The organism is Rugamonas rubra (assembly GCF_900114705.1).
GTDB lineage: Bacteria > Pseudomonadota > Gammaproteobacteria > Burkholderiales > Burkholderiaceae_D > Rugamonas > Rugamonas rubra.
The window spans coordinates 1-13,261 of the sequence record NZ_FOTW01000022.1; the positions used below are offsets into that span (position 1 = coordinate 1).

The window sequence follows — 13,261 nt, forward strand, 5'->3', positions numbered from 1 at the left end:
CACCGGCAGGAACCTGGCGGCCCGCACGGTTGGCGCGCAGGCCACCGAGGTAGCCATCCGCGCGGGCGTGCTCAATCGCATGACCTCGCTGGCACGCCCTCAGTCCGTCCGTATCGCGTAAATTCATGGGGGAAGGGGAAAGTCCCAGTTAGACTCGATTTATGCAACAACGCCAGTGAAAGAAGTAGACCAAGCGTGGAATGAGCTATGAACGCGTTTCCCCCTCGGGCCTATTTTTGGCAATAGGTGCGAAGGTCCGAGATGGGGCGGAGCGGCAGTTCATTTGAATGAACCCGAAAAAAATCGGCGGCTCAGCATGTCGCTGAGCCGCCGATTTTTCATCCGCAGGCCGCGCCGCTGAGCTTGCAGCGGGCGCCCTTCGGCCAGACTTAGTCGCCCGTGGTGGCGACTGGCGCGTCCGACGCCTTGGTCGGTGGGTTTTTCACGCCGACGGCGCTGAAGACCTTAGGTACTTTGGTGATCAGGTTGGCGGCCAGTTCCAGCTGGTTTTTCAGGCTGCCGGCGGCGTCCTTGACGGTGCCCAGTTTCGACAGGTTGGCCGGGTTGCCGGTCAAACCGCTGATGACGCCCGACGATTGGCCGACCAGTTCCTTGTCCTTCAGCGCTGCCAGGATGAAGTTGGAGGCGGCGCCGGCCAGCTTCTGCTTCTGCTTGGCGTCCATCTTCTTGATGTCTTCGTTGGCGACCTTGTCGAAGTCCTTGGCGTTGAGCAGGGCGGCCTGCGACTTGACGATCTCTTGTTCGATCGCGCCTTTTTCCTTGGCGTCGGTTTTTTCGCTGGCTTGTTTTTTCAGCGCGTCGATCTTGGCGATCTCTTCCTTCGAGGCCAGCGACGAGACCATCTGGTCGAGCGAGCTGCGCATCAGGGTTTCGGCGATGCCGGCGTTTTTCAGGAAGCCGTCGACGTCGACGCTGGCGCCGCTCGAACCGCCCAGGCTAGGCAGCGACAGGCCGCCCAGGCCGGCTTGGGCGCCGGCGCTGGCGCCGAGGATCAGAACGATGGCTGCGGTTTGTACGGTGGTGCGGAAATTCATGGTGTCGCCTTCTTCAGTTGGTGGTGGGTAAAACGATTTTTGTTGCGAGCGTGCCCATCAGCTTGTCGGCCTCGTCGAGCACGTCCTGCAGGATCAGCTTGCTCACGTCGCCGGCGCGGCTGGATTTTTGGTAGCCGGTGCTTTTGAAGTTGCCTTCCAGGCCCTGCTTGGCGACGACGGCGCCGTCCTTGCGCTGGCGCAGGGTGTAGCGCGCCGTCATGGCGCGTTGGCAGGTGTCGCCGCATTCCTCGGCGCCGGCGTCGACCCGCTGCACCGGCTGCACGCACAGGGCCACCGTCGGCACGTCCCACTTGATGGCGGCGCTGAAGCCGCTGCCGGCGTGGATGGTGGCGTCGGCGATCTGGCGCACCTCGGGGGCGTAGTAGGGGCCGGGCATGGCGCGCGCCAGGGCGACCGAGCTGACGTTTTCGAAGTCGGGCGTCTTGACGGAACCGAGGCTCTCGGCGTCCGGGCACAGCGTGAAGGCGGTGGCGGACTTGGGCGCGGTGCCCAGGCGCAGCGCCTCGAACACGTCGCCGGCCTGCACGGCCGGTTGGCCCTTGCCCAGCGGCAGCAGGGTGGCCAGCGCCGTGTCGGCGCCGTTGCGCGCGCCGGCCACCGCCTCGTAGACGGGGAACAGCACGCTGCGGCTCTTGCCGCCGATGTTGAACTGGGTCGGGTGCAGCACGTAGCCGGGTGCCTTGTTGGCGTAGACCTGGTTCGGCGTGGCAACCAGCACGCCGTCGGCGTCGGCGCGCTTGACGGTGGCCGTGTCGGGCTGGCCCTCGGCCATCTCGCCCATCTTTTGCGCCAGGGCCAGCAGGGCGTTCTTGATGGCGATCTCGCGCCGCGCCTGCGGCGCCAGGTCGAGGCCGCGCACCACGTCGATGGTCTGGGCGTCGTGGCCGGCGGCGGCGAACAGCACGCGGCCGCTGGTGTCGATCAGTTCGGCGTAGGCCTTGGCCTGGACGCCGCGCTTGGTCTGGAAGCCCAGGTTGGTGTTGGTCTCGTGCTGGATCGGGTCGCTCACGCGCAGGCGCACGATCAGGTCGGGCGTGTCGCGCTGGCTGGTGGTGCTGCTGCTCAGGTCGGCGTTCTGCACCACCGCGCGCAGCAGGCCGGCGAAGCTGGGGTTGACCTGCACCATGGTCAGCGGCGCCTTGGCGGCCAGTTCCTCGGAGAACAGCTGGGTCAGGTAGTCGGCCGAGAAGCCTTCCGGCACCTGGTCCATCACCACGGTGGCGCGCGGGCGCAGGCGGCCGTCGATCTTGCCGACGACGAACTTGTGGAAGCGCGCGCCGGTGCCGATGGCGTCGGCCAGGCCGATGCGGGCGACGGCGTAGTCGGCGGCGGCGTAGACCACCTTTATGTTCTGCGACTGGTCGTCGTCCAGGCTGTCGCCGGACTGGATGCCCTGGCGGTAGCCGCTCGACAGCAGCAACAGGCCGTTCTGCTGGCCGGTGACGGTGGTTTCGATGGTCTTCGGCTGGAAGTCGGCGCCGGCCTGCTTGCCCAGCTGGGCGATCAGCGCGGCCAGCGACTTGGCGTACAGCTTGTCCTCCTCGGCCTGCTTGCCGCCGCTGGTCAGCACCGCGGCCGGCAGCAGGGCCGCCGCCGCGTTGGTGCTGGTGGTGGTGAACAGGATCTCGCCGGTGGCGACGTTGGTGAAGTAGACGCTGCCGGTGACCGGGGTCATCAGCTCGTAGTTGCCGTCGGCCTTGGGGGCGTAGTAGGCGGCCATGCGCGTCAGGTGGAAGGAGACGGCGAAGGTGTTGGCGGCCGACTGCTTGGTCAGCGCGCGGATGCGGCCGGCGAAGGCCGCCTCCAGCGTCGCCTTGACCTGCTGCTTCAGCTGGCCGATGTCCTGGCTTTGCATGAAGCGTTGGTCGATCGCCGTGTTGCCGGCGTTCCAGAACACGCCGGCGACGGGGAAGACCATGGCGTCGGCGCTGGCGGCGGCCTGGCCGGCCAGGCCGGCCAGGGCCAGCGCGGCCAGCAGGCGGCTGACGTTAAGATTGAGCATGGGGGTTTTCATCGCGCGCTTATTGCTTCTTGGTCTTGGCTTTCGGCTCGGCGCCGCCGCACTTGGTCAGGCACAGGGTCAGCAGTTCGCCCTCGGCCTTGCCGTCGAGCTCCTTGCCGGCGAAGGCGGCCTGGCCGGCGACGGCGCCGTAGACGGCTTCCATCGCGTCGCCCTTGCCCTTCAGGGTCAGGGTCAGGGTGACGCCTTCTGGGCCGTCCGATTTCTTCTCGATGGCGCCGACGCCGTCGATGTCGCGCAGCGCCTTGGAGAAGGCCATGCGCATCGGCAGCGTCAGGTTGGCGCCCTTGAATTCGACGGTGTATTGGCGGCCGCGGGCGGCGCGGTCGGCCCAGTAGCCCAAGGTCGACGAGGCGAAGGAGGGCGCCATCATGCGCGCCACCTTTTGCGTCGCGGTGGCGGCGCAGGCTTCGATGTTGGCGCCGCTGGCCTGGGTGCTCTCGGCCATCGAGGCGATCAGCTCGCCGCCGGCGGTGGCGTAGGTCTTGACCTCGGCGTTGACGACGCAGCCCATGTCGCCGGTGGACGGGTTGAAGTCGCCGGAAATCACGGTGGCCGAGCCGACCATCAGGAAGTCGGCGTTGGCCTTGCTGCGGGCGAATTCGGTGAACTTGGTCATCTGCACGCTGTCCGACAGCATGGCCAGGTTGATCGGCTTGTCGCCGAAGAACTTGCCCTTGGCCATGCTCGAGTCGAGCAGGCGCAGATCGTAGTCGCGCAGCTTGCCGGAGAACTCGTTGAGGAACAGCGGACGGCTGGTCGGCTTGGAGGTGTCCTGGTACTTGACCAGTTTCTTGTAGCTGGCCGTCTCGTGGCTGGAGGCGGCGACGTTGCGCGCGTTGATCGAGGCGCTGGCCGACTTGGAATTCGAGGCGGCGGCGTAGTTTTCCTTGGCCGACAGGGCGGCGGCCGAGGACTGGCTGCCCGACACGTTGCTGCGGTTGCCGGCGGCGAAGGACTCGTCGCCCGAGCGGGCCGCGACGGCGGTCTGCGAGCTGCCGTTGACCTTGCTCGCCGAGGCCTGGCTGGCGTTGACGCTGGCGCTGTAGCCAACCGCCGAGTTGGCCGAGGCGCTGGCCGAGGAGGCGCGGATCGACTTGTCGCGGAAGGACGAGCCGGCGTCGTATTTCATCTCGACCAGCTCTTCGAGCGGCATGCGCAGGTCGCGCGTGCTGGTGAGGAACTCGTCGACCAGCATCAGGATGCCGAAGGAGCGGTCGTTCAGCTTGTCAAGGTCGGTGCCACGGATGGCGTTCTTGATCTGCTTGCGGTCGACGTTGACGGCGACGCGGGTGACGAACTCGCCGCCCACCGATTCCTCGGAGGTGACGCGGATGTCGCGCATCTGCTTGGACACCTCGGCGACGATGGGGGCGAAGCGCTCCTCGCTGGCGTCGAGGGCGGTGGCGTCCTTGATGGCCTTGAGCACGGCGTCGCGCACGGCCTCCTGCTTGGCGGCGCCACGGATGGCGGCGGCGTTGCCGGCGCCCAGCGGGGCGCGGCCCTCGCCGATGACGGAATCGTCGGTCGGAGCGGCGTTGGCGCCGGCGGCGAGCGCGAGTGTACCCACGGCCACGCAAATGGCCTTTTTCAATACGTTATGCATAGTTTGTCCTTGCTCGGCCGGGCCGAGGCGCGATTTTTTTGGGAGGGGGAGGCTTAGTCTTTTGGCAGTTCGACGACGATGTCGCCGGCGCGGATCACAGTCTTGTCCTTGGTCTCGCTGATGCCGACGGCGCCGCCGGCTGCGTTGCTACCGCCGGCCGAGAGTATCGTCTTTTCGCGTTTGGGGAAGGAGCTGTCCATTAACTCGGTGAACGCGGCCATATTCAGCAGCGGTTGCAGATTGGCGTTGCTGACGATCTCTTTATCGTCCTTCAGCCCCTTTTTGATGGCCGATTCCAATGCCGCCAGCGCGGCGTTCTTATCGCCCAATTGGGCGCGGGCCTGGGCCGCCAGATAATAGCCGTCGTAGGCGTCCGGGGTTTTCTTGATCAGCTCCTCGGCGGTTTTGGCCGCCTCGGTGAAGTTTTTCTGCGTCAGGTTTTGGGTGGCGCGGGTGCGGATCGCCTCGGCGCTGGCGAAGGGGCCGCTGTCGCAGGCGGACAGCAGCATGGCGGCGGCGACCGCCGTGGTCAGGACGAGTTTTTTCATCGGAAGTTTTTCGAGATGGTGATGGAGTAGGAGCGGCTGAACTTGTCCTGGCACAGACCCTGCAGCGCCTGGCCGGTGTAGCCGCTGTTGCTGTCGTTGCGCACCTGGATGTAGCACTTCAGCGTGGAGCCGTAGGCGCTCAGGTTGCCGGTCAGGGCGAAGCGGCGCGGGCAGTCCGGGTCGTCCGAATTGCGGCATTCCTCGGCCTGCACATACAGCCGCTCGGGGCCGCCGGCGACGGCGTTGAACACGGCCAGATGGGCGCCGTCGGCGACGTAGCGGGCCTCGAGGACCTCGCGTTTGCCGCCGGCGTTGGGGCTCAGTTCGACCGTGTGGAAGGCCGACAGGTCCGGCGTGTCGTTCAGGTTTTGTGGATTGTAGGGGGCTTCGGGCGGGGTGGCGCAAGCGCAAAGCAGGGCGGCGGAAAACAGTGCGGCGACGGCGGAAACAGAACGCATGGAGGACTTTGTTTCTAATTTGCAATGTCGCGATATTAGCTCACATTATGAATCCGGCGCAAATTTTATTTACTAGTAATGCAATTTGTTAATATTGTGTAAAGTTTTATCTAATATTATTTCGCCACCAGGCTGGTTTGAATGGTGGCGCGCGGTGTTTTCTATGCTAGGGAGAAAAAAGAACGGGTATGGCGATGCCAATCGTCGTGCGGAAATCGACACAATCATACTGATATGCTCGATCTATGCAACAAACAGTCAACCGGGGCGCGGTTTTTCCCGCGCCCCGAGCTCGCTACACTCGCTGCATTGCATTGTTGCCCAATTCGAGGAGCCCGACTGATGAACACCCTGCGCCTGCATTACTTTTTCGATCCACTGTGCGGCTGGTGCTATGCCAGCGCGCCGGCCATCGCCGGCCTGGCCCTGGCCTTTCCGGACTCGCTGGAGTTCATGCCGTCCGGCCTGTTCGCCGACGAGGGCGCGCGCGAGCTGTCGGCCGACTGGGCCGACTACGCCTGGCGCAACGACCAGCGCATCGAGCAGCTGACCGGCCAGCGCTTCACCAGCGCCTACCGCGAGCAGGTGCTGGGCGGCGCCGGCGTGCGCTTCGACTCCGGCCCGGCCAACCATGCGCTGACCGCGCTGCGCGAGCTGGACGCCGACCTGGAATGGCGCTACCTGCAGGCGATCCAGTTGGCCCGCTATGTCGACGGGCGCGACACGGCGCGGCCGGCGGTGCTGGGCGCCATCGCGGCGCAAGTGGCGGCCGAGTGCGGCATCGCCGTCGACGCGGCCGAGTTCGCCGAGCGGCTGCGCGGCGATGGGGCGCTGCGGCAAGCCACCGCGCGCCGCGTCGCCGCCACGCGGGACGCCATGCGCCGCCTGGGCCGCTCCGGCGTGCCGCAACTGCTGGTCAGCGTGGCGGGGCGGCAGCATGGTTTGTCGGGCGAGGCCCTGCACGGCGGCCTGCCGGCGCTGGTGGCGACGATACAGCGACTGGGGCAGGCGCTGCCGCTGTCGGCCTAGGCGGCGGACCGGGCGCGGCCACGCCACGCCAAACGGAACGGGGCGGGCGCCGCCTACGCGTCGCCCGCCCCGCCCGTGTTGCAACGATGGTTTAGTACTTGTCGGACTGGTCGGTCTTGCTGCCCGACAGGGTGCCGCTCTGGCTCAGCCCGCCGCCCTGGCTTTGCGTGCCGCCTTGGCTGCCGCTTTGCTGGGTGCCGCTTTGCAGCGAGCCGCTGCTTTGGCCCATCACGCTGCCGGTCGAGGTGACGCGGCCGGCCAAGTTCTGCTGGGTGCCGTAGAAGCCGTGGATGCTGCTGCTGAACTCGTTGCTGGCCATGTCCGGCCAGTCGTCCTTGTTGAAGCCGGGGGCGGCTTTCAGGCGCTCCTTGGACACGTCGAGCAGGAAGCGTTGGTTGGTGGTGTCCAGTTGCAGGCTTTGCCATGGCACGGCGAACAGCTTGTCGCCCATGCCCAACCAGCCGCCGAAGGACAGCACGGCGTAGGCGATCTGGCCGCTCTGCATGTCCAGCATGATCTCCTTGATGTCGCCCAGATCCTCCTCCTGCTGGTTGTAGACATCCTCGCCGATCAGGGTGTCGGCACCCATCAGGCGCGGTCCCGGGCCCTCGTCGTCGCGGTCGCGGTAGATGCCGAAGGTGTCACGGTCCGAATAGCTCATCTTGTTCTCCTTTGCTGGTGGTGTTCCTCGTTGAAACAGTCCCGTCGCAGGATGGCCGGCTAGTCCTTGCTTGCCGTTGCCATGCGTGCGGCGGGTGTAGACATCATGCTCACAGTGCTGTCTTTTTGCCATCGGTGCACGCGCAGTGCCGCTGTAGGATAAAGTTTAGTTCCCGGGGAACATATGGCCTCCGCTTGACGGATGTTAATTTATCAACATAGAATTCCCCTCCCTTTCCACGTTGGAGCTCCCATGTTCAAGCAGTTGGTGGTCGCCGTGATTTTCCGCATCAAATAGCATGCGCCGCCACGACATCGTCGACCACGCGCCGGCCGGCCAGCCGTTCGGGCTGGACTGGCGCCGCGCGGCGGACGGCGTGGTGTTGCCGCTGGTGTTGGCGCGCTTCGACAGCGCCACCTTCGCGGCCGGGCGCTTTGCCGAGGCCGGGCTGGCCTGTCCGGCGCAGATCGCCGGCAGCGTGCGCAAGCGCCAGGCCGAGTATTTCCACGGCCGCCTGTGCGCGCGTCAGGCGCTGGGCGCGCTCGCCGCGGCGGGCGACTTGTCCGCCGGGCACGGCGTCGGCGAGGTCGGCGTCGGTGCGCAGCGCGAGCCGCTGTGGCCGGCCGGCGTGGTCGGCAGCATCAGCCACAGCAAGACGCTGGCGGCGGCCGTGGTGGCCGACGCGGCGCGCTGCGGCGGCATCGGTCTGGACATCGAGGAGTGGGCCGACCGCGCCGCCGCCGAGGCCATGCCGGGCCTGGTGGTGTCGGCGCGGGAACTGGCCTACCTGCGCGGCTTTGAACGCGAGATGGCGCGCGAACGCCTGCTGACGCTGGTGTTCTCCGCCAAGGAGAGTTTCTACAAGGGCGCCTTCGGCGCGGTGGGGCGCCTCTTCGATTTCAACGCCATCGAGCTGGCGCGGCTGGACTTGGACGCCGGCAGCTTGCGCTTCGCGCTGGCCGAGACGCTGAGCCCGCAATTCCAGCTCGGCCAGAGCGTCACCGTCGAGTGCCGCGTGCTGGGCGCGGCCCATGTCGCCAGCCTGTTCGTTTGGTAAGCGCTTCAGCATCGGCCAGCACCACTGCGCCGTGTGCGGCGTGCTGGCCGACGAGCTGCCGCCGCGTCGAGCGCCGCCGCGTCCGCCCCGGTGCCAATGACCACCGTCGAAGTCGCCGCCGCCCTCCTGAAGAACGAGCGCATCGAGCTGTCGCCGAAGATCGGCACCACCGTGTATTCGCTCGACCGCCACTTGATCGAGGCGCCGGGCGCGCCGGGTTTGACGCATGGATGGAGGAACGCGCCGCTCGGCAACATTGATGGACGCCTGGCATTGATGAACGTGTTCGACCGTTCCTATCCGTTGCGCGACGGTTCCGGTGTCGGCGTCGGCGCGCCTCAATATGGTGCGCGCCGAACCATCTACGCCGGCATCTCCAGCAGCTTCTGATCGGCTAGAGTGGTATAAATGAAAGCGGCCCGGGACTGGAAGCCCGGGCCGCTATTTTTTGTGTAAAGTGAAGAAGCCCAATGTCAATAAGGCTTTGTTTGATGCCGATCAATTCGACTCGCAGGTAATTACTTTGCGATGGGAAATAATCCAACTGTCGACATCCTCGCGCACCAGCACGTCGCGCTCGGCGTCGAGCACGTAGCGGTAGCCCTGGAACAGGTAGTTGTCGCCGGGCTCGTAGCCGAGCGCGCTGGCGCCGTGGATCTCCAACGGGGCCTTGCCCGGCAGCGGGCATTCTTGCAGCAGCTGCTGTAGCGAGGGCGGCAAAGTGTGGGTGAATGCTTGCATGCTGGCTGCTCTTTCAAGTGAGAGATCAACGGCTTGACGTCACCAAGATAGCACTGTCGGCAGAGCCTGAAAATAGGCCTGCGCGTAAAAATAAAAGATAAATATTGATCGCTTTTTGGCGCGGAATTTGCGGCCTGTCGCGGCGGCGCCGATGCGCTGCGCGACGCGCGGACAAACTGTCGTTTAGATTCATCGGCTTAGTGCCGGAACTGAATTTGATGCATGACATCGAAACGGATTGCTCGGGCGGACCTGCGCATCGTTGTGTCGACGCACATCGGCGCAAGCGGCGGCAAGCTCGGCACCGCAAATACAACAGCGGATATTTCCTCATTCAAACTTGCCGAAGCTCACGTCCCCCATGTGTTTCTGCTCCAAAATGGCGCATAATTAGCGGCTGCGCTGTTGGACCAGCAGTCGACGAGGCGTTAGCCGATTTTTTTGTTAATTTTTGAACGAATTGAATACTATGACCGAGATCACGTCCTTACGAGACATTCCAAAAGAAAACATCTTCCGCAAGGGCGACACCTTCGTCCTGTTCGGCGAGTTGTTCGGCCGTGGCTACGTCAACGGCCTGCTGGATGAGGCGCGCAAGGCGGGCATGAACATCGTCGGCATGACGGTGGGTCGCCGCGACGAGAACCAGCAACTGCGTCCGCTCGACGCCGAGGAATTGGCGACGGCCGAGGCCAATCTGGGCGGCCGCGTCATCAACGTGCCGCTGATGGCCGGTTTCGATCTGGACGCGCCGGACGGCGAGCCGACCCCGACCGCGCTGCTGGCCGGCATGACCCTGAAGAGCTGGCAAGAGGACAAGCTGGACTGGGCGCAAATCGAGCGCTGCCGCGCCGCCGGCACGGCGCGCTTCAGCGCCTCGGTGGCCAAGGCCATGGCCGAGCTGGACAGCCTGATCCCCGACGGCAGCAATGTGTATTTCGCCCACACGATGGCCGGCGGCATTCCCAAGGTCAAGGTCTTCCTGGCCATCGCCAACCGCATCTACAAGGGGCGCGGCGAGCGCTTCATGTCCTCGCGCGCGCTGCTCGACAGCGACCTGGGCAAGCTGATCTTGATGAACTTCGACGAAGTCACCGCCAACACCTTCCAACATCTGATCGACGGCAGCGCCGCCATCCGCGCCCGCCTGGAACAGCAGGGCGGCCAGGCGCGCTACAGCGCCTACGGCTACCACGGCACCGAGATCTTGATCGACGACAAGTACCAGTGGCAGACCTACAGCAACTACACCCAGGGCCGCGCCAAGATGCGCCTGGAGGACGTCGCCAAGGGCGCCTGGGCCAAGGGTGTCAAGGCCAGCGTGTTCAACTGCCCGGAAATCCGCACCAACTCCTCGGATATCTTCGCCGGCGTCGAGCTGTCGCTGTTCCCCCTGTTGAACGCGCTGAAGAAGGAGGGCGGCACCGCCTGGAGCCAGCAGCAGTGGGAGGTTTGCCAGAGCTTGCTGGAAGATGGCGTGTCCTTGCAGGACTTGCTCGACCGCATCGCCGCCTACAACGGCGACGCCACTAGCGTCCTGTTCCGCAACTTCGCCGCCTGGCCGATGGACAACACGCCGGAGCTGGCCGAGGTCATGATCGGCACCTCGGACAGCATCACCAAGCTGCACAAGACCCGCGAGGCGCTGATCACCGACCATTTGAGCTCGCTGGTGCTGGAAGGCACGGGACCGTTGATGTTCCACGAGATGTCGGCGCCGCGCGCACCGGTGATCTGGCTCAACCACGACATCATCGCCCGCCAGCTGAACTCGGTGCACAACAACTAAGCGGCTTGCCCTCGGCAAGCGTTTGAAAACGGGCGCGCGTTGCGAAACGCGCGCCCGTTGTCGTTTCGGCCGGCCATGCTGCGCCGCAGCGCGTCTCGTCCGCGTTTGGCGTTGGTCGAAAATCGCCCGGAAGACGCGCCAAAACACGTGTAAACCTCCTCCCCATGCGCTGAAAATGCGCAGTTCTGCCTCCCCCTGCGGCATCTCCATTATTGATGCATATCAACTTTGCAAATATCTTATTGCATTAGTGAATGAGAATCAGTATCATTCGCATTTTAACGTGTAACTTAATAACAACTGGGTGAGTTGATGTCTATTACAAAAAAAACGTTGGTGATGGCAATTGCAAGTATTGGTTTTCAACCGGTCTACGCGGCGGACGCGGCCAGCTCGGCCGTGAGCGGGGACGTCGAGCAGGTCGTGGTCACGGCCACGCTACGCGCCCACACCATCGCCTCGGCGCCAGCCTTCATGTCGGTGGTGACGGCGGAGGACATCGCCAAGTCGCCGGTCAACAGCCTGGCCGACCTGCTGCGTGAAACGGTCGGCGTGAGCAACTTGGCCGACGGCACCGGCCGCGACGAGATCATCATCCGTGGCCTGGCCGGCAAGTACACCTTGATGCTGGTCAACGGCAAGCGCCTGTCGTCCGGCGGCGCGCTGTGGCGCGGCAGCGACTTCGACTTTAATTCGATCCCCTTGAGCAGCATCAAACGCGTCGAGATCGTGCGCGGCCCGATGGCGGCGCTGTACGGCTCGGACGCCATCGGCGGCGTGGTCAACATCATCACCAAGGCGCCGACCAAGGATTGGAAGAGCAGCGTCAGCGGCGAGTACCGCAGCATCGCCTCGGGCGACGAGGGCAGCGAGTACCGCCTGGGCGCCTCCACCTCGGGCGCCATCAACGACCGTCTGAGCCTGTCGATCAGCGGCGAAACCTCGGACCGCGACGCCTGGTACGCCACCTCGGCGGCCGACACCACCCGGCCGCCGAGGCTGGAAGAAAAGAATACGCGCAACCTGGTGTCCACTCTCAGCTACCAGTTGTCCGACAAGCAGAGCATCGACCTCGACCTGGGCTACAACAACGACAAGCGTCCGCGCGGCCTGTACTACTACGCGCTGAACCCGCGCACCCAGAAGGAATCGCGCGACTACCGCGACCAGGAAATGACCCGCTACACCTTCGGCCTGACGCACCGGGCGGAATGGGACTGGGGCAGTACCACGGCCTACGTGAGCCGCGAGCAGGCCACCATCGACGACTACAACAGCCGTTACCCGACACCGCAGACGCGCACGCTGAAAGAGGAGAACACCTACGCCAAGATGTACGCCAACTTCGCGCTGGGCAGCAACGCGATCAGCGCCGGCGTCGACCTGCGCAAGCAGGTGATCAAGGACCCGCTGACCTACCTGGTCAGCGGCCAGCACAAGACCAACAACCAGGCGCTGTTCGTCGAGGACGAGATCGCGCTGAGCAAGGACCTGAGCCTGACCCTGGCCGGCCGCGCCGACCACGCCGACTCCTTCGGTAATCATTACTCGCCGAAGGCCTACCTGACCTACCAGGCGAGCAGCGCGGTGACCGTCAAGGGCGGCGTCAGCAAGGCCTTCAAGGCGCCGGAGGCCTATCAATTGAGCAAGGAGTACAGCGTCATCAGTTGCGGCGGTAGTTGCTACCTGGGCGGCAACCCCGACCTGCAGCCGGAGAAGAGCCTCAACTACGAGTTCGGTGTCGAGCTGCACCAGCAGCACTGGAACCTGACCGCCGCCGTCTTCAAGAACGATGTCGACAGCATGATCATCGCCACCTATGACGGCGTGGCCAACAGCCGCCAGTGGGTCAACGTGGCCAAGGCCAAGACCAGCGGCCTGGAAGTGCAGGGCGACGTCGACCTGAACAAGGCCTTCTCGCTGAGCGCCAACTACACCCGCCTGAAGGCCGACTATACCGACGAAACCGGCAAAGAGGTCAAGCTGGAGAACCGGCCGAAGAACATGGCCCACGTCAGCCTGAACTGGAAGCCGATGGACCGCCTGCAAACCTCGCTGTCGGCCCACTACACCGGCGAGCAGATCTACCAGGGCAAGACCCTGCCGGCCTACACCCGCGTCGATCTGGCCTTGTCGGGCAAGGTCAACGACAAGCTGACCGTGCGCACCGGTGTCAAGAACCTGACCGACGTGGACCTGGAGAAGAAGAGCAAGGACTTCCTCTCCTTCGAACTGGGCCGCAACTACTACGTGAGCGCCTCGTACAACTTCTAAGC

General features: G+C 64.8%; 13 protein-coding genes and 1 pseudogene. 7 read left to right on the top strand and 7 right to left on the bottom strand.

The annotated features are described in order from the left end of the window. Positions 1-121 (top strand): annotated as a pseudogene (locus BM252_RS30370) (IS5/IS1182 family transposase); the annotation flags it as partial. 268 nt (positions 122-389) lie between these two features. Here the strand turns inward: BM252_RS30370 and BM252_RS21510 are convergent. From BM252_RS21510 to BM252_RS21530, 5 genes are all read right to left on the bottom strand, one after another. Continuing rightward, positions 390-1,055 (bottom strand): hypothetical protein, encoded by a 666-nt coding sequence (locus BM252_RS21510; protein WP_093389732.1) that lies wholly within the window; start codon positions 1,053-1,055, stop codon positions 390-392. A 13-nt stretch (positions 1,056-1,068) separates the two neighbouring features. Then, the gene (locus BM252_RS21515; protein ID WP_093389733.1) at positions 1,069-3,078 is read right to left on the bottom strand and encodes a hypothetical protein; all 2,010 of its coding nucleotides are present in this window, start codon (positions 3,076-3,078) and stop codon (positions 1,069-1,071) included. Positions 3,079-3,097: 19 nt separating this feature from the next. Next, positions 3,098-4,666, bottom strand: coding sequence for a hypothetical protein (locus BM252_RS21520; RefSeq protein ID WP_139236657.1), 1,569 nt, complete (start codon positions 4,664-4,666; stop codon positions 3,098-3,100). 89 nt (positions 4,667-4,755) lie between these two features. Continuing rightward, the gene (locus BM252_RS21525; RefSeq protein WP_093389735.1) at positions 4,756-5,250 is read right to left on the bottom strand and encodes a tetratricopeptide repeat protein; all 495 of its coding nucleotides are present in this window, start codon (positions 5,248-5,250) and stop codon (positions 4,756-4,758) included. Continuing rightward, entirely contained in the window at positions 5,247-5,708 is a 462-nt protein-coding gene (locus tag BM252_RS21530) for a hypothetical protein (RefSeq protein ID WP_093389736.1), read from the bottom strand. The genes BM252_RS21525 and BM252_RS21530 overlap by 4 nt, the downstream gene beginning before the upstream one ends. Positions 5,709-6,050: 342 nt before the next feature. On the opposite strand from BM252_RS21530, the gene BM252_RS21535 reads away from it, so the two are divergent. After that, positions 6,051-6,737 (top strand): DsbA family protein, encoded by a 687-nt coding sequence (locus tag BM252_RS21535; protein ID WP_093389737.1) that lies wholly within the window; start codon positions 6,051-6,053, stop codon positions 6,735-6,737. A 91-nt stretch (positions 6,738-6,828) separates the two neighbouring features. Here BM252_RS21535 and BM252_RS21540 read toward each other — a convergent pair whose 3' ends face one another. Continuing rightward, complete coding sequence (locus tag BM252_RS21540) at positions 6,829-7,398, bottom strand: PRC-barrel domain-containing protein (RefSeq protein ID WP_093389738.1); 570 nt, start codon at positions 7,396-7,398, stop codon at positions 6,829-6,831. 298 nt (positions 7,399-7,696) lie between these two features. On the opposite strand from BM252_RS21540, the gene BM252_RS21545 reads away from it, so the two are divergent. After that, positions 7,697-8,455, top strand: a complete 759-nt coding sequence (locus BM252_RS21545) for a 4'-phosphopantetheinyl transferase family protein (protein ID WP_093389739.1) — start codon at positions 7,697-7,699, stop codon at positions 8,453-8,455. Between the two features lie 96 nt (positions 8,456-8,551). Then, on the top strand, positions 8,552-8,845 hold the full coding sequence (locus tag BM252_RS21550; protein ID WP_093389740.1) for a hypothetical protein: 294 nt from the start codon (positions 8,552-8,554) through the stop codon (positions 8,843-8,845). Between the two features lie 108 nt (positions 8,846-8,953). Here the strand turns inward: BM252_RS21550 and BM252_RS21555 are convergent, their stop codons facing one another. Continuing rightward, positions 8,954-9,196: a hypothetical protein gene (locus BM252_RS21555; protein WP_139236659.1), complete on the bottom strand. Its 243-nt coding sequence runs from the start codon at positions 9,194-9,196 to the stop codon at positions 8,954-8,956. A 222-nt stretch (positions 9,197-9,418) separates the two neighbouring features. Here BM252_RS21555 and BM252_RS31160 point away from each other — a divergent pair, with 222 nt between their 5' ends. The 3 genes from BM252_RS31160 (at position 9,419) to BM252_RS21565 (ending at position 13,259) form a co-directional block, all read left to right on the top strand. Next, the gene (locus BM252_RS31160; protein ID WP_174900618.1) at positions 9,419-9,586 is read left to right on the top strand and encodes a hypothetical protein; all 168 of its coding nucleotides are present in this window, start codon (positions 9,419-9,421) and stop codon (positions 9,584-9,586) included. A 79-nt stretch (positions 9,587-9,665) separates the two neighbouring features. Then, positions 9,666-10,985 carry an enoyl ACP reductase FabMG family protein gene (locus tag BM252_RS21560; RefSeq protein WP_093389742.1) on the top strand — a complete coding sequence of 440 codons (1,320 nt, stop codon included), beginning with the start codon at positions 9,666-9,668 and terminating at the stop codon, positions 10,983-10,985. A 339-nt stretch (positions 10,986-11,324) separates the two neighbouring features. Continuing rightward, complete coding sequence (locus BM252_RS21565; RefSeq protein WP_174900619.1) at positions 11,325-13,259, top strand: TonB-dependent receptor plug domain-containing protein; 1,935 nt, start codon at positions 11,325-11,327, stop codon at positions 13,257-13,259. Positions 13,260-13,261: the final 2 nt, after the last annotated feature.